Here is a 19851-nt window from a genome sequence, read left to right as displayed (position 1 = left end):
GGTCAGCCCGGCCGCGACGCCGAACGCGGTGGCCGGGCGGATCCGACCGGAGGGGATCGGCCGCTCGGGGCGCTCGACGGCGTCCAGCCGCCGGTCCGCCCAGTCGTTGGCGGCCATCCCGGCCCAGTAGAGCAGCACCGAGGCCCCGGCCAGCGCGGGCGTACGCCGGCCCAGCGCGCCGGCCGCCGCCGCGCCGGAGAGCACGTCCCCCGGCACGGAGAGCGCGGCCGGCGCCCGGACCAGCTCGGCGAGGTCGGCGAGGCGGGTCATCGGGCAGCCCCGGCGTGCAGGCCGGCGACGAAGTCGCGCAGCAGGGTCCACTGCTCGGCCAGCGCGTGGGTGGGCGCGTCGATCCCGTCCTTGAAGAAGAAGGCCAGCTCGGTCAGCGGTCCGGTCCGGCCGGCGGCGTGCGCGGCGGCGGTGAGCCGGGCCAGGTCGAGCACCAGCGGCGCGGCGAGCGCCGAGTCGCAGCCGTGCCAGGTGAACTCCAGCCGCATGCCGGTGCCCAGGAAGCCGGCGAAGGTGATCAGGTCCCAGGCCGTCTTGAAGTCGCCCAGCTCGGCCACGTGGTCGATCCGGGTGTCGCCCTGCGGGACGTAGCCGAGGGTCTCCCCGAGCACCCGCTGCTTGCTGGCCACCTTGGCCGCGTTGGCGGCCGGTTCGGCGAGCGTGGCGCCGTCGCCGCCGCCGAGCAGGTTCACCCCGGACCACGAGCGCACGGCCAGGTGCCGCATCGCGAACATCGGCGCGAGCACCGACTTGACCAGGGTCTCCCCGGTCTTGCCGTCGTGCCCGGCGTACGGCAGGCCGCGCTCCTCGGCGAGCGCCGCCAGGGCCGGCAGCCGGGCCCCGGTGGACGGGGTGAAGTCCACGTACGGGCAGCCGGCCGTGAACGCCGCGTACGCGTACCCCGAGCTGGCCGGCAGCACCTCGGCGGGGCCGGCCAGCGCCGCCCGCAGCGCGGCGAGGTCGTGGTGGGCCGGGTGCGGCTCGGGCGCCGGTTCGGTGGCGGAGACGTTGACCACCACCACCCGGTCGAGCGCGTGCCGGCGGCGGAACTCGGACAGGTCGCGCGCCACGGCGGCGGCCCGTTCGGCCGGGCTGCCGCCGGTCGGGGCGGGACGCAGCGCCGCCTCCACCTCGGCCAGCTCACCGGCGAGGGCGTCCACCAGCCGGCCGGGCAGGACCCCGGCGGCGGCGAGCGCCTCGGCGCGTTTGGGCAGCGGGGTGGCCACCACGTCGTGACCGCCGAACACCAGGTCGGCGAAGGACGGCAGGGCGGGCCCGCGCAGCTCGGGCAGCTCGGTGACACAGCCGGTCGGGCCGGTGAGCCCGGCCCGCAGGGCGAGCGCCCCGATGATGCTGGTGGTCGCGACCGAGCCGCGCGCTCCCACCAGCCAGACACCCGTACGCATCGTTCTTGCCTCCCCGTCGTCGGGCCGGTCCGCCGGTGCGACCGGGGAATCCCGGTCCGGCCGCACCGGACGGCCGTGCTGGTTCGTGCCGGCCGAGGGTTCCGGCGGCACGCTCCCCGGGGCCGGCCTCGTCCCCGCCGCGGGGCGCAACCGCGACGGGCCCTCGCCGGCCGGCGCCGGAAAGCCCTTCGGGCGGCGCGGATGCGCCGCGTGGACAGCCGTGTCGGGCGGCGCGCGGGGCGCCGCGGGGCGGATGGGTCAGGCGGCCAGTTCGGCCAGCGCGGGCTCCACCTCCGTCCAGGCGGCTCGCGCGGCGGAGCGGGTCACGGCGTCGAGCACGAGTTGGACCTGCAACGCGTCGGCGAACGACGGCGCCGGGTCGACGCCGGTGGCGACCGCCTCGACGAAGTCGCGCATCTGGTGGGTGAAGGAGTGCTCGTAGCCGATGATGTGGCCGGGCGGCCACCACGCCGACAGGTACGGGTGCTCCGGCTCGGTCACCAGGATCCGGCTGAAGCCCTGCTCGGCGGCGGGCCGGGTGGCGTCGAGGAACTCCAGCTCGTTGAGGCGTTCCAGGTCGAACACCACGCTGCCCAGCGAGCCGTTGATCTCGACACGCAGGGCGTTCTTGCGGCCGGTCGCGAACCGGGTCGCCTCGTAGGTGGCGAGCGCGCCGCCGTCGAGCCGGGCCACGAAGACCGCCGCGTCGTCCACGGTGACCCGGCCGGTCGCCCGGCCGTTGCCGTCGGCCTGCGCGGCCAGGCCGCTCGACCCGGCCGGCAGCGGCCGTTCCTTGACGAACGTCTCGGTGACCGCGCTGACCCCGGTGATCAGTTGCCCGGTCACGTACTGGGTCAGGTCGATGATGTGCGCGCCGATGTCGCCGAGCGCGCCGGAGCCCGCCCTGTCCTTCTGCAACCGCCAGACCAGCGGGAACTGCGGGTCCACGATCCAGTCCTGGAGGTAGACCGCCCGGACGTGCCGGATCTCGCCGAGCCGCCCGTCGGCGACGAGCCGCCGCATCAGGGCGACCGCGGGCACCCGCCGGTAGTTGAAGCCGCACATGGCGCGTACCCCGGCGGCCCGGGCCCGGGCGGCGGCGGCCGTCATCTCCCGGGCCTCCTCGACCGTGTTGGCCAGGGGCTTCTCGCACAGCACGTGCTTGCCCGCGGCCAGCGCGGCGAGGGCGATCTCGCAGTGGCTGTCCCCCGGTGTGCAGATGTCGACCACGTCGATCTCGTCGGACTCGACGAGCCGCCGCCAGTCCGTGGTGTGCCCTTCCCAGCCGAGCCGGCCGGCGGCCTCGGCCACCTTCGGCTCGTCCCGGCCGCAGACCAGCGCCATCCGCACCCGCGCGGGCAGGTCGTACACGCGGTTCACGGTGCGCCACGCCTGGGAGTGCGCGGCGCCCATGAACGCGTAGCCGACCATGCCGACCCGCAGGAGGTTGTCGTGAGTGGACAAGGTGGGTCTCCCCCCGTGTGTGTCAGAACCCGAGCTTCAGGTAGTTGCCCGCGTTCTCCTTGGTGATCGTCTCGGAGGAGAGCACGATCTCCTTCGGTACCTGGAGTTCGACCAGGTCGGACATGCCCTTGCCCTGGCCGATGAGGCGGGCCAGGGAGATGGCCGAGGAGGCCATCGACGGGCTGTAGGTGACGGTGGCCTTCAGCACCGTCTTGTCGGCGGCGATGTCCTCCATGGCCTTCTTCGAGCCGGCGCCGCCGACCATGAAGAACTCCTTGCGGTTGGCCTGGTTGACCGCGGCGAGGACGCCGATGCCCTGGTCGTCGTCGTGGTTCCAGATCGCGTCGATCTTCGGCAGGGCCTGGAAGAGGCCGGTGGCGGCCTGCTGGCCGGAGTCGGCGGTGAACTCGGCCGGGCGGCGGTTGGCCACCTTGAGGCCGAACGAGTTCAGGGTGTCGGCGAAGCCCTTGGAGCGTTCCTGGGTCAGCTCCAGCGAGTCGATGCCGGGGATCTCGCCGATGACCGGGTTGCTGACGCCCTTGGCCTTGAGCTGCTCGGCGATGTAGGTGGCGGCGGCCACGCCCATGCCGTAGTTGTCGCCCTTGATCTGGAGCCGGTAGGCCCGCGCGTCGGGGAAGGCCCGGTCCAGGTTGACCACCGGGATGCCGGCCTTCATGGCCTCCAGGCCGAACGCGTTCAGCTCCTTGCCGTCGTGCGGCAGCAGCACGATCACGTCGGGCTTCTGGGAGATCAGGGTGGACAGCGCCGCGCGCTGGGCCGCCGCGTCCGCGCCGGCCTCCACGCTCTTCAGCTCCACGTCGGAGTACGCGCCGGCCTGCGCCTTGGCGTTGTTGGTGATGGCGGCGATCCAGCCGTGGTCGGCGGCGGGTGCGGAGAAGCCGATGGTCACCTTCTTGCCCGGCTCGCTGTTGGCGCCGGTCGCCGCGGCCCTGGTCTGGGCTTCGGTCGGGGTCTGCTCGTTGCTGGTGCAGCCGGCGAGCAGCACTCCGGCGGAGAGCGCGGCCCCGCCGAAGAGCAGCCGGCGGCGCGACAGGTCACTTGTCATGACGGCCTCCTGAAATGAGGTGGTGGGGTGTTTTCGGGTGCGGCGGGCCGGACCACCGTCGGTGAGACGGCGGTCTGGCGGTCGCGGTGGGATCAGGTGGTGGTGGCCCGGTTGCGGGCGAGGAACTGGGAGAGGCTGCGGAACTGCACCTGCTGGACCAGGACGGCCGCGACGATGATGCCGCCCTTGACCATGTTCTGGGCCTCGCTGGAGAGGCCGTTGATGGCGAAGAGGTTGGTGATCGTGGAGAAGATGATCACCCCGAGCAGGGAGCCGATGATGGTTCCCCGCCCGCCGCTGAGCAGCGTGCCGCCGATGATCGCGGCGGCGATCGCGTCCAGCTCGTAGAGGTTGGCCATCGCCGCCTGGGCGGAGGTGGCCTGCGCGGTCAGCATGATCGCGGCGACGCCGCAGCAGAGACCGGAGAGCGCGTAGAGCAGCACGGTGTGCCGGCGGACGTTGATGCCGGCGAGCCGGGCCGCCTCGGGGTTGCCGCCGACGGCCACCGTCCGGCGGCCGAAGGTGGTCCGGTTGAGCAGCACCCAGCCGGCCGCCACCACCGCGGCGAGGATGTAGACCAGCAGCGGGATGCCGAGCAGCTTCACGGTGGCGATGCCGTTGATGAAGCTGTCGTTGGAGACCTGGGTCTGCTTGTCGGAGATCTCGGCGGCCAGGCCGCGGGCGGCGACCATCATGGCCAGCGTGGCGATGAACGGCACCAGCCGCCCGTACGAGATGAGCAGCCCGTTGACCACGCCGACGGCCAGCCCGACGGTGAGCGCGCTGAAGATCATGCCGCCGGCGCCGTAGCTCTGGGTGGCGACCGTGGTGCACCAGACCCCGGCGAGCGCGACGATCGCGCCGACCGAGAGGTCGATGCCGCCGCCGATGATCACGAAGGTCATCCCGACCGTGACCACCCCGACCACCGAGGCGAGCTTGAGGATGGTGAGCGTATTGCCCCACACCCAGCTCGCGTCGCCGTAGAGGTCGGGCCGGGTCAGGATGCCGATGACCACGAGCACCACCAGGGTCGCCAGCAGGCCGAGGTTGCGCTTGGCGCCCTCCCCGCCGTCGCCGCGCCACCAGGACAGCCGGACGGCCGCGTCGGCCTTCGCGGTCTCGGCCGGGTCGACGGGCGGCGACTGGGCCGGCAGCGCGGCCGTCCGCTCCGGCGCCGCGGTGGGTGTCATGTCGCTCATGCTGGCGCGCCTTCCATGAGGGACCCCGCCATGACGAGGTCGAGCACGGTGTTCTCGTCGAGTTCGCCGGCCGGGGCCTCGCGGACCACCCGGCCCTCCCGCATCACCAGCACCCGGTCGGCCAGGCCGAGCACCTCGGGCACCTCGCTGGAGACCAGCAGCACCCCGACGCCCCGCGCGGCGAGTTCCCGGATCACCTGGTAGAGCTCGGCCCGGGCGCCCACGTCCACGCCCCGGGTCGGTTCGTCGAGCAGCAGCAGCCGGGTGTCCCCGAGCAGCCAGCGGCCGACCACCACCTTCTGCTGGTTGCCGCCGGAGAGGGTGCGCACCGGCCGGCGGACGTCCCGGGGGCGCAGCTCCAGCGAGGCGGCGATCCGGTCCGCCGCGGCCCGCTCCCGCCCGGCGTCGGTGAAGCCGAGGCGGGCGTACCGGCCGAAGGTGGCCAGCGTGACGTTGCGGTAGATCGGTTCGCCGAGCAGCAGCGCCTGGCTCTTGCGCTCCTCGGGGGCCATCCCCATGCCGGCCCGAACCGCCGCGCCGACGCTGCCCGGGCGCAGCGTCCGCCCACCCATCCGGACCGTGCCGGCCTGCGCCCGGCGGGCCCCGTAGATCGTCTCCAGCAGCTCGGAGCGGCCGGAGCCGACCAGGCCGGCGATGCCGACGATCTCCCCGGCCCGTACGCCGAGCGAGACGTCGGCGAACTCGCCGTGCCGGGTCAGACCCTCCACCCGCAGCAACTCCGCGCCGGCGGTGTCGTCGGCGGGGCGGTCCGGGAAGACGTACTCGATGGTCCGGCCGGTCATGCGGGAGACCAGGTCGCGGGTCGGGGTGTCGCGGGCCGGCAGGTTGGCCGCGGTGGTCCGGCCGTCCTTGAGCACGGTGACCCGGTCGCCGATCTCGCGGATCTCCTCCAGCCGGTGCGAGATGTAGATGACCGCGATGCCCTGCGCGGTGAGTTCCCGGATGATCCGGAACAGGTTGCCCACCTCGTCGTGGGCGAGTACCGCGCTCGGTTCGTCCATGATGATGAGCCTGGCCTCGTGGGAGAGCGCCCGGGCCATGCTGACGATCTGCTTGCCGGCGGCCGGCAGGTGCCGGACCAGCCGCCCGGGCGGGATCTCCGGGTGGCCGAGCCGGGCCAGGATCTGCCGGGTCCGCCGGGCCATGTGCCCGCGCCGGACGAAGCCGAGGCGGCGCGGCTCGTGGCCGAGGAAGGCGTTCTCCGCCACCGACAGGTCCTCGACCAGGTCGAGCTCCTGGTAGATGGTGGCGATCCCGGCCCGCATGGCCGCCTGCGGGTTGGCGAAGGCGGCGGGCTCGCCGCGCCACACCACCTCGCCGGAGTCCGGCCGGTGCACCCCGGCCAGCACCTTGATCAGGGTGGACTTGCCGGCGCCGTTCTGCCCGAGCAGGCAGTGCACCTCGCCGGCTCGCACCTCCAGCTGCACGCCGTCCAGCGCGCGTACGCCGGGGAAGGTCTTGACCACGTCGGTGAGGCGCAGCACCACCTCGCCCGCGACGGTGTCGGCGGGCGCCTCGACCAGCGGTTCGTTCGTCACCTCGATCTCCTCGCCATCGTTTCCCGCGCTCATGCTGCTTCCCCGAAGGCGAGGTCGCTGGCGAGCACGGCGGCACCGGCGACGCCGGCGCGCGGGCCCAGCTCGGACAGGACAACCGGCAGGTTGCCGGTGGCCAGCGGCAGCGACCGGCGGTAGACCACGCTGCGGATCTCGGCGAGCAGGATGTGGCCGAGCTGGGCGAGCCCGCCGCCGATCACGATCATCGACGGGTTGGTGAAGCTGACCAGGCCGGCCAGCACGCTGCCGACCCGCCGGCCGCCGTCGCGGATGAGCTGGATGCAGGTGACGTCCCCCTCGACCGCGCCCTGGGCCACGTCCAGCGCGGTCACCGTGCCCCGGGCGGCGAGCCGATCGGAGAGCGCGGGCGACACCTCGGCGCGGGCCGCGGCGGTGGCCGCCCGGGCCAGCGCGGCCCCGCTGAACACCGCCTCCAGGCAGCCGAGGTTGCCGCAGGAGCACATCGGACCGTTCGGGTCGACCTGGATGTGGCCGATGTCGCCGGCGCACCCGTCCGTGCCCCGGTAGACCTCGCCGTTGAGGTAGATGCCGCAGCCGATGCCGGTGCCGATCTTGATGTACAGGAAGTCGTCCACCGAGTGGGCGACGCCGCCGTGCCGCTCGCCGATCGCCATGATGTTGACGTCGTTGTCGACCACCGCCGGGCAGCCGTGCTCGCGGGTGAGCAGTTCACGGACCGGGAAGCGGTCCCAGCCCGGCATGATCGGCGGGGAGACGGGCACGCCGTCCCGGAAGCTCACCGGGCCGGGAACGCCGATGCCGATCGCGTCGAGCCGCTCGTACGCGCCGTCCACCCTGGCCTTGTGCAGCAGCTCGTTGACCCGCTGGAGGGTCACCTTCGGGCCGGAGCGGATGTCGGCGGGTTCGGTGTAGGCGGCCACCGGCTCCAGCCGGCCGTTCACCACCTCGACGTCGATCGAGCTGGCGCCCAGGTCGACGGCGGCGAAGCGCAGGTGCGGGCTCAGCTCGACCAGGGTGGAGCGGCGCCCGCCCCGGGAGGCGGCCAGCCCGGCCTCGGCCACGTAACCGAGGTTGACCAGGCGTTCCAGCTCGGCGAGGAGGCGGGGGCGGGGCATCTGGAGCCGGTCGCCGAGCTCGGCCCGGGAGACCGCCCCCTCGTCCCGGAGCGTTCGCAGGAGCTGGACGTGCAGGGGGTCGACCGTCCGCACCGGGACTCACCTCCGCATCGGAGTCGTTCACATCGACGCAACGGCGATGTGTCGTGTCCGACACAGTAGGAGCCTTCCGGGTCACGTGTCCATAGCTTCGGCACATCCGGGCCAAACTTTTGTCCATCTGAGCAAAAGCAAGTATTGGATCATGGAAACTTCGCCGAGTTGAGCGTCCGGGAACACGCGGCCGCCCCCGCCAGGGACGGTCCGGCGGGGGCGGCGGGGTGGAACGAGGCGGTCAGCGGCGGGTGGCCGCGTTGCGCTTCTTCTTCAGCTTGCGGTCGTCGCGCAGCTCGACGTACGGCTCCTCGTCGGCCGGGTGCCCGGCCGCGATGGCCCGGCTGCGCTCCAGTTCGGCGTCGAACTCCGCACCGAGCAGGATGGCGATGTTGCTCAGCCAGAGCCAGACCAGGAAGATGATCACACCGGCCAGCGCGCCGTAGGTCTTGTTGTACGAGGCGAAGTTGCCGACGTAGAGGGCGAACAGGCCCGAGATGACCAGCCAGATCACCACGGCCAGGATCCCGCCGGGGCTGACCCAGCGGAAGCCGCCGTGCCGGGCGTTCGGCGAGGCCCAGTAGAGGATCGCGAACATCAGGCTGACCAGCACCAGCAGCACCGGCCACTTGGCGATGTTCCACACCGTGACGGCGGTCGAGCCCAGGCCGATGGCGTTGCCCGCCTGCTCGGCCAGACCACCGGTGAAGACCACGATCACCGCGCTGGCCAGCAGCATCACGCCGATCACCGCGGTCACGCCGAGCCGGATCGGCAGCGTCTTCCAGATCGGCCGACCCTCGGGCACGTCGTAGATGCTGTTGGAGGCGCGCATGAAGGCGGCCACGTAGCCCGAGGCGGACCAGAACGCGGCCAGCAGACCGATGATCGCCGCGAAACTGGCCAGCCCACCCGAGGCGCCGGCCTGGTCGATGGCGCTCTCGATGATCTTCTGGATGCTCTCCTCCGGCACCGCCTGGTCCACGGTGTCCTTGACCCCCTGGGTGGCCCGGTCCCCGAGCAGGCCGAGCACGGAGATCAGCACCAGCATCCCGGGAAAGATCGACAGCACCCCGTAGTAGGTGAGCGCGGCGGCCCAGTCGGTCAGGCTGTCGTCCTGGAACTCGCGGACCGTGCGCTTGAGCGTCGCCACCCAGCCCGTGCCCGGCAGGCCGGTGGGGCTGTCCGGCCCCTCGTCCGGGCCGACCGGCCCGGTCCGGTCGCGCCCGTGCCGGGCGGAAGACTCGTCGGCGGCCATCGCCCCTCCCTCGTCGTCGGTGTCGTCCCACGACATGCCCCGACGGGAGGGCCGGTTAACCACCTACTTGTACAACAACCTGCTCATCCGTCGCGAGGCGACCGCGAGCATCCCGACGGTCAGCGCCACCAGGTAGGCGTGCCGACGCCGACGCCGATCGAGAAGAGGTAGAGCACGGGCTCCAGGAAGCTGAAGATCAGCGCCAGGGAGTACGCACTGCGTAGGGCGCTGAGGTTGCGCTCGGCGACCGAGGCCGAGCGGCGGGCCCCCGGTTGACCAGCCGGGGCAGGACGAGAGCGACCACGAACCCTTCCTGAACGACGAGCTGACGCCGGAACACGCGCCGGGCCAGCCACCGAACCGGGGCCTGCCCAGGCCGCGAGGTAGAGCAGGTGACCCGTGACCGACCACTGCGGAGCGACGCCGAGCGGGGCGGCGCGGCACGGGTCCACCCTGTGCCAGAGCGGGGTCGCGTAGGCGAACGGCGCAGCCCGCGGCGGCAGCGACTCGACGGGAAGAACCTCGGGCGAGGAGGGTCATCGGGATGATCGCGAAGCGGAACAGCAGCGCCAGGAAGCTGACGCCCGGGCTCGCCGGCGCCGGCCCGATCATCGTCTTCTGACGCGCCTACAATCCGCCTGCAGGTGACAGCCTGCCGGCGGATTGTTCTGCTGGGTGGCGGGGGCGGGGTGCGGTCGTCCCTACAGCAGGTTCGTGATCACCCAGTTGGACGGACCGCCGTTCTGGGTCATGCCTTCTGGCGTGAAGCAGGCCGTCTGGTCTCCGGTGGTCTCGGTGATGACCTGCCTCACCTGCGCACCGGCGTACAAGCCCGATGTGACGGGTCCGTCGGCGATGGCGACCAGTTGCCCGTTGGCGGTGTTGGAGAACCGGAGCGTCCAGTTCCAGTTGCTGGTCTCGCCGGTGTTCCACTGGAACGTCTGGGCGCCGGTTCCGCCGGCGAGCAGCGCCGTGCAGGACGTGGTGAACGTTCCCGAGAACGGCGCGATGAACGACAGCGGGGTGAGTGGTCGAGCGAGGTCCACGCACGCTACGGCTGTGTCCTGCCCGATGATCGTCACCGTCTGGGGCGTGTTGGTGAGCCCCGGACTGTAGTTGATGACGTTGGTGCCAGTGCAGCTCACCGAGATGAGCGTGGACGCCGACGCGGGCTGGGCGACCACAGGGGGACCCAGCAGGAGCGCGGCACCGCCGGCGATCGAGATGGCTTTTCTCCTCATCGCGAACTCCTCATGCGATGGTCGGATGGGGTGTCGCCTGCCGGCGGCGCGGGGCGGCGCACAGCCTCTCGTCGTCGATGGGTGGCGGCAGAACCCCTGTGTGGTGTCGTGGGACTTGAGGGGCGCGTACGACGATGGATCTCGCGCGCGCCGGTCACCCGGAGTATCGCCGGCGGCGTTTGGCTGAACCGGGCTGGATGAGCCACCCAACACAGAGCGTAACGGCACCTGCGTCATGGGTATATCGTCCTTTGGGACGACCCCGGACGGCGTGTCGCAGGCGCAGGCCCAGCACCAGAATGAGCACACCGATCGCGGCCAGCTGCGTCGCCCCGTATGAGGACGTGCTTGGCGCAGTACCAGCGGGACCGCGAGGATCTTCGCCAGGGCAACCTCAGCGTCGAAACCGCGGGTCCGCTCATCGACGAACTCGTGGTCGTGCTCCTCGAGGAGGATCTCCCGCAGGGGGAGAAGCGCCGCGACCCGGGCAGCGTGTTCGCCATCGTCGCGAGCGCACCTACGAGCAGACGCTGGCGCGGATCGACCGGCTCAAGGCCCGCGCCACCTCCACGAGGACATCGCGGACGTGTGGCGCGACCAGGTGAAGATGCAGGTCCTGCTCATCGCGATCCGGGAGCGAGGGCTGTCAACCGTGGCCGATTGGGCGGCCTTACCCGGGACCCCGTGACGGTATCGTCGTCGGTGTCGCGAACAGGCGCTCCCTGGGAGCATCCCCTGCACCACGACCGAGCGGAGGATCGACGGCCGAACCGCACTCTCTCAAGACCCGGTCGGCCGAGCGGGGTAACCCAGAAGCACCTGCGCGGAGCGATCACGGCGTCGACGACGAAGTCGGTTGGTGAGGAGAGACGATGGCGCGTCGGAACAGCCGCCGTCGCAAGTCGGCGCTGCAGTGGGTGGTGGAAGCGTTGATGGGGTTCGTGGTCGTCGGCGTTGTCACGATCGGGACCATCGCCGCATTCGCCGACAACGCGGCGCTGCTTTCGTTGCTGGATCTCGGAACCTACCTACACGTAATTGGGCTCGCGGTCGGGCTCGGCCTCGCCCGGCTCCTCCTGATCACCCGCATGCGCAACGTATGGATCCGCGCCGCCGCCGTGGTGCTCACCGCGGCGGCGGTAGTGATGAGCGCGACCGTTGTGCCCACGGTGTTCCGGGCGGCGCGCACCCAGCAAACGTCCGCCTCTTCGACACCGCCGCAGAGCACACCGCTGTCAGTCGAGTCGGGGTCGCTGACCCACGCCGCGCACCGCGGCCAAGACCTGTCGCACTCCCGAATCGTCCGGTCCACCGTCGAGGATGTCGACTTCGGCGGCGCCCGCCTGCGGGAAAGCGACTTCCGCGGCTCGCGGTTCGTGGACGTCAACTTTGCGGGGACCGACCTGTGCGCGGTCGACATCCGCGGTGCCGACCTGGAGCGTGCCCTGCACCTGGACGAGGTGAAGAGCTGGCGCTGGGTGTTCTTCGACGCCGAGACGAAGGTGCCATCCACCATCAACCTGGAGCGGCTGGCCGGACCAGTGGAGAGCACGACCGGCGAGCTCATCTACTCGTGCGAGCCGAACCAGACCCGCCAAATCACGGCGGACGGGCAGCGCCGGTGAACGCGCGCCGGCAGCAGAAGCGGCGGAAGCAGTGGAAGGTCGGCATGCCCGCCAAGCCGCCCACACCCGCATCCACGTGGCGCAGGCTGTGGGACCGCGTCGGCCGTCTCGGTGTCTACGATCTCCTCGCCGGGCTGGTCGCGCTGGCACTGCTCGTCGGGGTGATTGTCGTGCCGGACGGGGCCGACTCGAAGCCGTTGCCCCTGCAGTTCCGGGTGGACCGCACCGCGCTCAGCGACCTGCCGATCGTCGTGTCGGACCTGCGATCGTGCGGTTGCTGGACAGGGCCGCGCGACCAAGCGGTCAAGAAGTTCAAGTTCGCGCTGGAAAACCGCGGTGACAGCCGGATCACCATCGGCGGTGGCGAGGGTTCCTCGGTCCGGCTGCTGGTCGCGTATCCCGAGGGCTTCCAGCCGTCGGTGACCTTTCCGGACGAGTCGTCTGTCGACAACAAGTATGTGTCAGTCCTGAACCCTCCGGACACCACCGTGTGGCACGCACGCAAGTCCAGGTCCGCCGCCAGTTCGCACATCGAGAACGGGCGGGAGCTGTTCGCCGTGCCCGCCGGGTTCGAGGTGTGGGCACTTCCACCAGTGCCGAATTACGTCGTCGAACGGCAGACCGCGGAGCTGATGACCTTCGCAACCATCGTCGATCGAACCGATTTGCTGCCGGGCGAGAAGTTCGCCGACGCACGGCTCGGACATGGGGCGTGGGTGTTCTTCATGCCCTTGCAGCGCACGTTCATCGACGAAAACCTGCGCGTGGCATCTGGTGTCTTCGTCGACACCGGCTCTCCGTGGCGGGCTCTTCCCAAGACGACGACGAAGGACACGGCCCCGTTCTTCATGATCCTCGGCATCGGCGTCTTCACGCAGGATGAGACCCCGAAGCTCGCGGGTTTCGCACCTGCCCCGCCCGACGACGAACTGGTGGATCCAGAAGACATGTGAGCACGCGCCGCGACCGCCGAGCGCACCGCCGACATCGTCCACGCCCTCGTCCCCCACTGGAACGGCCGCCCGGACCGGGAGGAGTTGTTCGGCCGGAACCCGGGCCGTTCGTCTCGGATCCGCTCGTCGGTGCCGGGCTGCCGGTCTGCCTGCCGGCCGCCCGGCACGCTGGGTAGGGCTCACAACACCCGCCCGGCCCGCCACCACGGTGGGCCGGCCTCATGCCGGATACCCGACGAATCAGTTTGGCGATGGTCGATGCACCTTCACCTCCTGCACCACCTCTGACACTCTGCAATCGCCGTATAACCCAGTGGATAGGGCGGGCTGAGGACGATGACAAAGCGTTGGTTGGTCACGGGGTGTTCGAGCGGACTCGGTCAGGCTCTCGCGGCCCGGCTCGCCGCCGAGGGCGACCAGGTGGTGGCGACCGCCCGGCGGCCGGAGACCCTGGACGGGTTGGTCGCCCAGTATCCGAACAACGTGGTGGCCGCCGCCCTGGACGTACGGGATCCGGAGCAGTGCGCAGCAGCGGTCGAGCGGGCGGTGGACGCCTTCGGCGGCGTCGACGTACTGGTCAACAACGCGGCCTACGGCCAGTTCGGCACCTTCGAGGAGGTCTCCGACGCGGAGCTCGCCGCGCAGTTCGCCACCAACGTTTTCGGGCCGTGGCGGCTCACCCGCACCGTGCTGCCGCTGTGGCGGGCGCAGCGCCGCGGGCATGCCGTCTTCGTCAGCTCGGTCTCCGGCGTGGTTCCCTTCCCGGGGCTCGCCGCGTACACCGCGAGCAAGTTCGCGGTGGAGGGGGCGGCCGAGTCGCTGGCCGCCGAGGCCGGCCACCTCGGGGTCAAGGTGACCATCCTGCAGCCGGGCGGCTTCGCCACCGATTACAGCGCCAACTTGCTGATGCCGGAGCACCGTATCGCGGACTACACGCCGGTCAGCGACGGCATGCTTGGCGCGCTGCACGGGATGAACACCAAAGCGGAGATCAACTCCCCCGAGCTCTTCGCCGACGTGGTCTGGCGGCTCGGTCAGATGGACTCGCCGCCGCTGCGGCTGCCGGTAGGACCGGACTCGGAGGCGTTCCTGGAGCCCGCCTACGACGCCCGGCGCAGTGAGTATGACCAGGTAATCAAGGCCGGCCATCACACCGTCAGGTGAGCAGGTGCGCGAGGCGCCCTTCGCTGGCTTACCGCGCCCCGAGGGAGGCGACGAGCCCTCGCCGGGACGACCACGACCTGGCGAACCCGTCGCCCTGCTTGTCGCGTTCCTCGCGGCGCCGGGTGTGACCGCGCTACTCAGGGTGATCGCGGGCGAACTCCCCATAGTGGACGGATCGCCCGCCGTCCAGATCGGCCGCTGGAACATTCCTGCGGCTTTCCCGCGACAATTGTGAAAGCTGCTCGGAATCGACGTGCGATGAGTGATTGACCCTTCATTCCGGTCACTCAATGCAATCATGTCGGGCAATGTTCCCATGATGTAGACGATTCGCGTATCGTGCCCCCTCGTGCCGCCCGTTCGCCCCTCCGACGCGACTCCCCCGCCGCCCCGCTCCGCCGCGGCGCGTACCACCCCGTCCGACGTGGACACCGCCGCGGTGCCGCTCCCGCCGGACGAGGGTGCCACCGCCGACCCGGCCTGGGCCGACGACGGACCGGTCGAGGCGCACCACGACACCCGGGAACTGGCGGCCCGGTTCGAGGACGAGAAACCGGGACGGGTGCTGTCCGGACCGGTCGGGCTGCTGTTCACCGGCGGCACGGTCGCGGTCGCCCTGCTCGCCCTTTGGCAGGTGTTCTTCCCGCTTCCGCAGGGCAGCAAGTACTACCTCATCTTTTTCCTCGCCGGCGTGCTGCCGATGGTTTTCCTGGCGTACCCGTCAGGGGTGCGGCTGCCCCGGCGGCCGGCGGAGCGGCCGGCGGACGACGGGCCGGCGGAGCGGCGGGGCCCCAGCCCGGCCGACTGGCTGCTCGCGCTCACCGCGCTGCTGGCCTGCCTCTACCCCGTGCTGCCGGTGACCCTCGGCACGGGCGGCGGCGGCTACGACGCGTTCCTCGACCGGCAGGGCCTGCTGGAGCCGCTGGACGTGGCGCTGGGCACCGTGCTGCTGCTCCTGCTGCTGGAGGCGTGCCGGCGCACCACAGGCTGGATCCTCCCCGCCGTCTGCCTGCTCTTCCTGGCCTACGGCTACTACGGCGGGCTGCTGCCGCAGGCCTGGCCGGTGGCCCACGCCGGGCTCGACTTCGCACAGCTGGTCGACGCCTTCTACAACTCCGACAGCGGCTTCTACGGCACCCCGCTGGACGTGGCCGCCTCGTACATCGTGCTGTTCACCATCTACGGCGCGGTGCTGGACCTCTCCGGGGCGGGCCGGTTCTTCGTCGAGCTCTCCGCCGCCGCCTTCCGCCGCTCCCGCACCGCCGCCGGGCGGACCGCCGTCGCCTCCGGCTTCCTGCTCGGCACGGTCTCCGGCTCCGGCGCGGCCACCACGGTCAGCATCGGGGCGGTGACCTGGCCGATCCTGCGCCGCGCCGGCTACCCGGCCGAACGGGCCGGCGGCATGCTGGCCGCCGCGGGCGTCGGCGCGATCCTCTCCCCGCCCACGCTGGGCGCCGCGGCCTTCATCATCGCCGAGTACCTGGGCGTGTCGTACCTCCAGGTGCTCGGCTGGGCGACCGTGCCGACGATCCTCTACTACCTGGGCATCCTGCTCTCCGTCGAGATCGACGCCCGGCGCTCCGGGGTCCGCCCGGTGGTCATCGACGCCGGCTCGGCCGGGCGCCTCCTGGTCCGCTTCGGCTACCACTTCCTCTCGCTCATCGTGATCATCGTGGTGCTCGCGACCGGCGCCTCGGCGACCCGGGCCGTGGTGATCGCCACCGTCCTGGCCGCCGCGCTCTCCTTCCTGGACCGCCGGCACCGGCTCACCCCCGCCCGGCTGGTCGAGGCGCTCAGCGGCGGCGTACGCGGGGTGCTCGCGGTGAGCGCGGTCTGCGCCGCGGCCGGCATCATCACGGCCACCACCACCAAGACCGGCCTCGGCCCGCAGGCCGCCGCGCTGCTGGTCGGCGGGGCGCAGGCGGTCAGCTCCGAGCCGGCCGTGGTGCTCGCCCTCACCGCGCTGCTCGCCGCCGTCGCGCTCAGCCTGCTCGGGCTGGCCGTGCCGGTGACCGCGTCCTTCGTGATCGGCTGGGTGATCATCGGTCCGGCGCTGCTGCACCTCGGCGTCGCCGCCCCCGCCGCGGCGATGTTCGTCTTCTACTTCGCGGTGCTGTCCGAGGTCTCCCCGCCGACCGCGCTGGCCGCGGTGGCCGCCGCCGCGGTCACCGGCGGCCGGCTGGTGCCGACCATGTGGCAGACCCTGCGGTACGCGCTGCCCGCCTACCTCATCCCGATCGCCTTCGTGATCACGCCGACCGGCCTCGGCCTGCTCGGCATCGGCGGGGTGGGCCGGATCGCGGTGGCCGGTGTGGTCTCCGCGCTCGGTGTCACCGTGCTGGCCGTGGCGGCCGGCGGCTGGCTGCCCGGCGTCGGTCCGGCCGGCCCGCCGGAGCGGATCCTCGGCGCGGTCGCCGGGCTGGTGCTGCTCTGGCTGGAACCCCTGCCCGTCGCGGTCGGCGCGGTGCTCGCCGCGCTGGCCGTCGCGGGCGTGCTCGTCCGACGTGGATCCGCCGGCCGCGCCGGCGGCCCGTCGGTCCCTGAATTGGTGGACCACCGGGAGGAGAAAAAGTGAGCCGGATCGACGTGCGGATCGCCGCGGGCGTCGGGGCGCTGGCCCTGGTCGCGGCCGGCGCCGCCGGATGCGGGGGCCGTCAGGACGGCGCGGCGAAAGACGACGCCGCCCGCGAGATCACCTGCAAGGTCACCAAGGACACCCGGGTCGGCATCGCCACCGGCAACGCCACCGGGGTCTACTACGTGGTCGGCAACGCGCTGGCCGGCCAGCTCTCCGCGACCACCGGAGGCAAGCTCACCGGCACGGCCGCCGAGACCGGCGCGTCCGTGCAGAACGTCGAGCAGCTCGTGGCCGGCCAGTACGACGTGGCGTTCTCCCTCTTCGACACGGCGGTCAACGCCGTGCAGGGCAAGGGCAGCTTCAGCTCCCCGCAGCCGGTCAAGGCGCTGGCCCGGATCTACGACAACTACACCCAGGTGGTCGTGCGGGCCGACTCCGGGATCACCTCGGTCGCCGGCATGAAGGGGAAGAAGATCTCCACGGGGTCGCCCAAGTCCGGCACCGAGGTCATCGCCAACCGGCTGCTCACCGCCGCCGGGCTGGACCCGGCCAAGGACATCCAGGCGCAGCGACTCGACCTGACCAAGACCGTCGACGGGATGAAGGACGGCAGCATCGACGGCTTCTTCTGGTCCGGCGGCGTGCCCACCGGCGGGGTGACCGACCTGTTCACCACCGCCGGTGACAAGGTGAAGTTCATCGACATCAGCCCGCTGCTGCCGAAGATGGCCGAGCTGAACCCGGCGTACCAGGCCGGCACCATCGGCAAGGACAGCTACCGGACCGGCGCCGACGTGCCCACCATCGTGGTGCCGAACGTGCTGCTGGTCCGGGACAACCTCGACGCCGACGTGGCCTGCGTGATCACGAAGACGGTCTTCGAGAAGAAGGACACGCTCGCCCAGGCCAACCCGGCCGCCAAGGGCATCGACCTGGCCAACGCCCGCAAGACCGACCCGGTGGGGCTGCACCGCGGGGCGGACCGGGCGCTCAAGGACCTCGGCGCGAGCTGACCCGACGAGCCGGGCCCGGAACGACCGTCCGGGCCCGGCCCCCCGACATCGACCGGGAGACCCCCGTGCCGCTGCCCCACCCCGCCCGCGTACGCCGGCACCACCGGCCCGCGGACCGCACCGGGCACCTCCGCTCGGTGCGGGTGCAACTGCTCGCGCCCATCCTGGTGGCCACGGTCGGTCTGGTGGTGCTCGGCGCCGCCCAGACCGACGCCGCGCTCGACGCCTCCGCCGACGCCGACCGGGCCCGCGTGCTCGCCGGCACCGCCACCGCCACCGTGCGGCTGGTGCACGAGCTGGAACGGGAACTGGGTGAGACGGCGGCGCTGCGCCAGCGCGGCGGCACCGCCGGCCGGCCGCTGGTCGACGCGCAGCGGCGCCGGGTGGACGCGGCGGTCGCCCGCTACCGCGCCGCCAGCGGCGACGCCCGGCGGGCCGCCCCGGACCTGACCCCGGTGCTCAACGACGCGGACGGCCGGCTGGGCCAGCTCGCGCCCACCCGGGACCTGGCGCTCGGCGGGGACCGCGGCGACCCGGCGTACGGGACGCTTGTCGAGTCGCTGCTCGCCGTCGCCGACGCGCTGCCCGCCCAGCTGCGCGACGCCGACCTGGCCAACGAGGCGCGGGAGGTGGCCGCGGTGGCCGCCCAGGAGCACCTCTCGGCACTGGAACGCGACCTGCTGCGCGGGGTGTTCGTCCGGGGCGCGCTGGTCCGGGGCGAGCTGGCCCGGCTGGGCCGGCTCCGGGGCGCCCGGGAGCAGCGCCAGGCCGAGTTCCTCCGGATCGCCGCCGGCCCGGCCAACTCCGCCTGGTACCGGCTGGTCGACGGCGCCGACGTGGAGACGTCGCGGCGGATGCGCGACGCCGTGCTGGACACCGACGGCGCGCCGGAGTCGCTGAAGACCGACGGCGACGCCTGGTACGTGGCGCAGAGCGGCGCCATCCGCCGCTACAACCTGCTCGGCCGGGAACTCTCCGACGGGCTGGACCGGGACGCCGCCGCGCTGGCCCGGATCGCCCGGCAGCGGGCCGTGCTCACCGCCGGCGCGACCAGCACGGTGGCGCTCGGCTCGCTGCTCACCGCCGTGCTGCTGGCGGTCCGGACCAGCCGGCGGCTGCGCCGGCTGCGGGTCGCGGCGCTCACCATGGCGAACCGGGAGCTGCCGGAGCGGATCACCGCGATCGCCGCGGGCGAGGGCGCGCCGGTCGCCGGCACGGCCACCCGGCTGACCGACGGGATCCGCCGGGACCGGGATGAGGTGGCCCAGGTGGCCGAGGCGTTCGACACGGTCAACAAGGCCGCGCTGCGGCTCGCCGGCGAGCAGGCGGAGCTGCGGCTGGACGTGACCCGGATGGCCGAGGCGCTGGCCCGGCGCATTCGTACGCTGATCACCCGCCAGCTCCGCCTGCTCGACGAGTTCGAACGCGAGGAGACCGACCCGGACGCGCTGGCCCGGCTCTTCGCCCTGGACCACCTCGCCGCCCGGCTGCGCCGCAACGGGGAGAACCTGCTGGTCCTCGCCGGCGGCGAGCCCGGCCGGGGGCACGAGGGCGCACTGCTCCTCGACGACGTGGTCCGGGCGGCCGCCTCCGAGATCGAGGACTACCCGCGGGTGGAGATCGACGTGCCGACGGCCGCCGTGCACGGCGCGGCGGCCGGCAACCTGGTGCACCTGCTGGCCGAGCTGCTGGAGAACGCCACCGTCTACTCCCCACCGGACGCCCGGGTGCTGGTGGACGGGCGGCGCACCGTGGACGGGCTCACCCTGCGGGTGCACGACCAGGGCATCGGCATCAGCGAGACCCGGCTGGCCACCATCAACGAGCGGCTCGCCGCGCCGGCCACGCTGTCCAGCGCCGCGGCGGGCAGCATGGGCCTGCACGTGGTGGCGCACCTGGCCGCCCGGCACGGCATCCGGGTGCAGCTGCACCACACCGCCAGCGGCACGGTCGCCCAGGTGGAGGTGCCCGAGGCGGTGCTGACCCGGGTCGAGTCGGTGACCCGGCGGCCGGCCGCCGATGCCCGCCCGGCGACCGGCCGCGGCGCCCCCTGGTTCCGGCCGAAGGCCACCGGCCCGGCGTCACGGCGGCCGGCCACCGGAGCC

15 protein-coding genes and 2 pseudogenes are annotated in these 19851 nt (G+C 72.4%); 6 read left to right on the top strand and 11 right to left on the bottom strand.

Annotated elements, in window-relative coordinates; translation table 11 throughout:
- The 11 genes and pseudogenes from B0E53_RS17630 to B0E53_RS17580 all read right to left on the bottom strand — a co-directional run.
- Window positions 1-270: UbiA family prenyltransferase (locus B0E53_RS17630; RefSeq protein ID WP_168215356.1), on the bottom strand; the 270-nt coding region annotated here is incomplete at its 3' end.
- Window positions 267-1415 carry an inositol-3-phosphate synthase gene (locus B0E53_RS17625; RefSeq protein ID WP_107077074.1) on the bottom strand — a complete coding sequence of 383 codons (1149 nt, stop codon included), beginning with the start codon at window positions 1413-1415 and terminating at the stop codon, window positions 267-269. The genes B0E53_RS17630 and B0E53_RS17625, both read right to left, overlap by 4 nt.
- A gap of 258 nt (window positions 1416-1673) precedes the next feature.
- Window positions 1674-2879, bottom strand: a complete 1206-nt coding sequence (locus tag B0E53_RS17620) for a Gfo/Idh/MocA family oxidoreductase (protein WP_107077070.1) — start codon at window positions 2877-2879, stop codon at window positions 1674-1676.
- Window positions 2880-2901: 22 nt separating this feature from the next.
- Window positions 2902-3945 (bottom strand): substrate-binding domain-containing protein, encoded by a 1044-nt coding sequence (locus B0E53_RS17615; protein ID WP_107077069.1) that lies wholly within the window; start codon window positions 3943-3945, stop codon window positions 2902-2904.
- A 92-nt stretch (window positions 3946-4037) separates the two neighbouring features.
- Window positions 4038-5147, bottom strand: coding sequence for an ABC transporter permease (locus tag B0E53_RS17610; RefSeq protein WP_210406106.1), 1110 nt, complete (start codon window positions 5145-5147; stop codon window positions 4038-4040).
- Window positions 5144-6712: a sugar ABC transporter ATP-binding protein gene (locus B0E53_RS17605; protein WP_107077072.1), complete on the bottom strand. Its 1569-nt coding sequence runs from the start codon at window positions 6710-6712 to the stop codon at window positions 5144-5146. The genes B0E53_RS17610 and B0E53_RS17605 overlap by 4 nt, the downstream gene beginning before the upstream one ends.
- A 23-nt stretch (window positions 6713-6735) precedes the next feature.
- Window positions 6736-7914 (bottom strand): ROK family transcriptional regulator, encoded by a 1179-nt coding sequence (locus B0E53_RS17600; RefSeq protein ID WP_107077068.1) that lies wholly within the window; start codon window positions 7912-7914, stop codon window positions 6736-6738.
- A gap of 241 nt (window positions 7915-8155) precedes the next feature.
- Window positions 8156-9172 carry a YihY/virulence factor BrkB family protein gene (locus B0E53_RS17595; protein ID WP_107077071.1) on the bottom strand — a complete coding sequence of 339 codons (1017 nt, stop codon included), beginning with the start codon at window positions 9170-9172 and terminating at the stop codon, window positions 8156-8158.
- Window positions 9173-9312: 140 nt separating this feature from the next.
- Window positions 9313-9476 (bottom strand): annotated as a pseudogene (locus B0E53_RS39435) (ABC transporter); the annotation flags it as partial.
- Between the two features lie 12 nt (window positions 9477-9488).
- Window positions 9489-9751, bottom strand: a pseudogene (locus B0E53_RS39430) (ABC transporter); the annotation flags it as partial.
- A 122-nt stretch (window positions 9752-9873) separates the two neighbouring features.
- On the bottom strand, window positions 9874-10413 hold the full coding sequence (locus tag B0E53_RS17580; protein ID WP_146167692.1) for a hypothetical protein: 540 nt from the start codon (window positions 10411-10413) through the stop codon (window positions 9874-9876).
- Between the two features lie 872 nt (window positions 10414-11285).
- Here B0E53_RS17580 and B0E53_RS17575 point away from each other — a divergent pair.
- The 6 genes from B0E53_RS17575 to B0E53_RS17550 form a co-directional block, all read left to right on the top strand.
- Window positions 11286-12038, top strand: a complete 753-nt coding sequence (locus B0E53_RS17575; RefSeq protein WP_107077066.1) for a pentapeptide repeat-containing protein — start codon at window positions 11286-11288, stop codon at window positions 12036-12038.
- A complete protein-coding gene (locus tag B0E53_RS17570; protein WP_107077065.1) occupies window positions 12035-12991 on the top strand; it encodes a hypothetical protein in 957 nt (318 codons plus the stop codon). The genes B0E53_RS17575 and B0E53_RS17570 overlap by 4 nt, the downstream gene beginning before the upstream one ends.
- 336 nt (window positions 12992-13327) lie before the next feature.
- Complete coding sequence (locus B0E53_RS17565; protein ID WP_107077064.1) at window positions 13328-14155, top strand: SDR family oxidoreductase; 828 nt, start codon at window positions 13328-13330, stop codon at window positions 14153-14155.
- A 424-nt stretch (window positions 14156-14579) separates the two neighbouring features.
- Entirely contained in the window at window positions 14580-16730 is a 2151-nt protein-coding gene (locus B0E53_RS17560; RefSeq protein WP_107077063.1) for a TRAP transporter fused permease subunit, read from the top strand.
- Window positions 16727-17746, top strand: coding sequence for a TAXI family TRAP transporter solute-binding subunit (locus B0E53_RS17555; protein ID WP_107077062.1), 1020 nt, complete (start codon window positions 16727-16729; stop codon window positions 17744-17746). The genes B0E53_RS17560 and B0E53_RS17555 overlap by 4 nt, the downstream gene beginning before the upstream one ends.
- Before the next feature lie 65 nt (window positions 17747-17811).
- Window positions 17812-19851: nitrate- and nitrite sensing domain-containing protein (locus B0E53_RS17550; protein WP_107077061.1), on the top strand; the 2040-nt coding region annotated here is incomplete at its 3' end.

This window comes from Micromonospora sp. MH33, assembly GCF_003013775.1.
Classification (GTDB): domain Bacteria; phylum Actinomycetota; class Actinomycetes; order Mycobacteriales; family Micromonosporaceae; genus Micromonospora; species Micromonospora fulviviridis.
The sequence above is the reverse complement of the archived record's forward strand: the minus strand, read 5'-3'. Positions and strand labels throughout refer to the sequence as shown.

What these genes read in the sequence shown, in the direction of transcription:
- B0E53_RS17625 (WP_107077074.1), bottom strand. Translation starts at nt 1,415, where the DNA reads ATGCGTACGGGTGTCTGGCTGGTGGGAGCGCGCGGCTCGGTCGCGACC.
- B0E53_RS17615 (WP_107077069.1), bottom strand. Translation starts at nt 3,945, where the DNA reads ATGACAAGTGACCTGTCGCGCCGCCGGCTGCTCTTCGGCGGGGCCGCG.
- B0E53_RS17610 (WP_210406106.1), bottom strand. Translation starts at nt 5,147, where the DNA reads ATGAGCGACATGACACCCACCGCGGCGCCGGAGCGGACGGCCGCGCTG.
- B0E53_RS17595 (WP_107077071.1), bottom strand. Translation starts at nt 9,172, where the DNA reads ATGGCCGCCGACGAGTCTTCCGCCCGGCACGGGCGCGACCGGACCGGG.
- B0E53_RS17580 (WP_146167692.1), bottom strand. Translation starts at nt 10,413, where the DNA reads ATGAGGAGAAAAGCCATCTCGATCGCCGGCGGTGCCGCGCTCCTGCTG.
- B0E53_RS17575 (WP_107077066.1), top strand. Translation starts at nt 11,286, where the DNA reads ATGGCGCGTCGGAACAGCCGCCGTCGCAAGTCGGCGCTGCAGTGGGTG.
- B0E53_RS17565 (WP_107077064.1), top strand. Translation starts at nt 13,328, where the DNA reads ATGACAAAGCGTTGGTTGGTCACGGGGTGTTCGAGCGGACTCGGTCAG.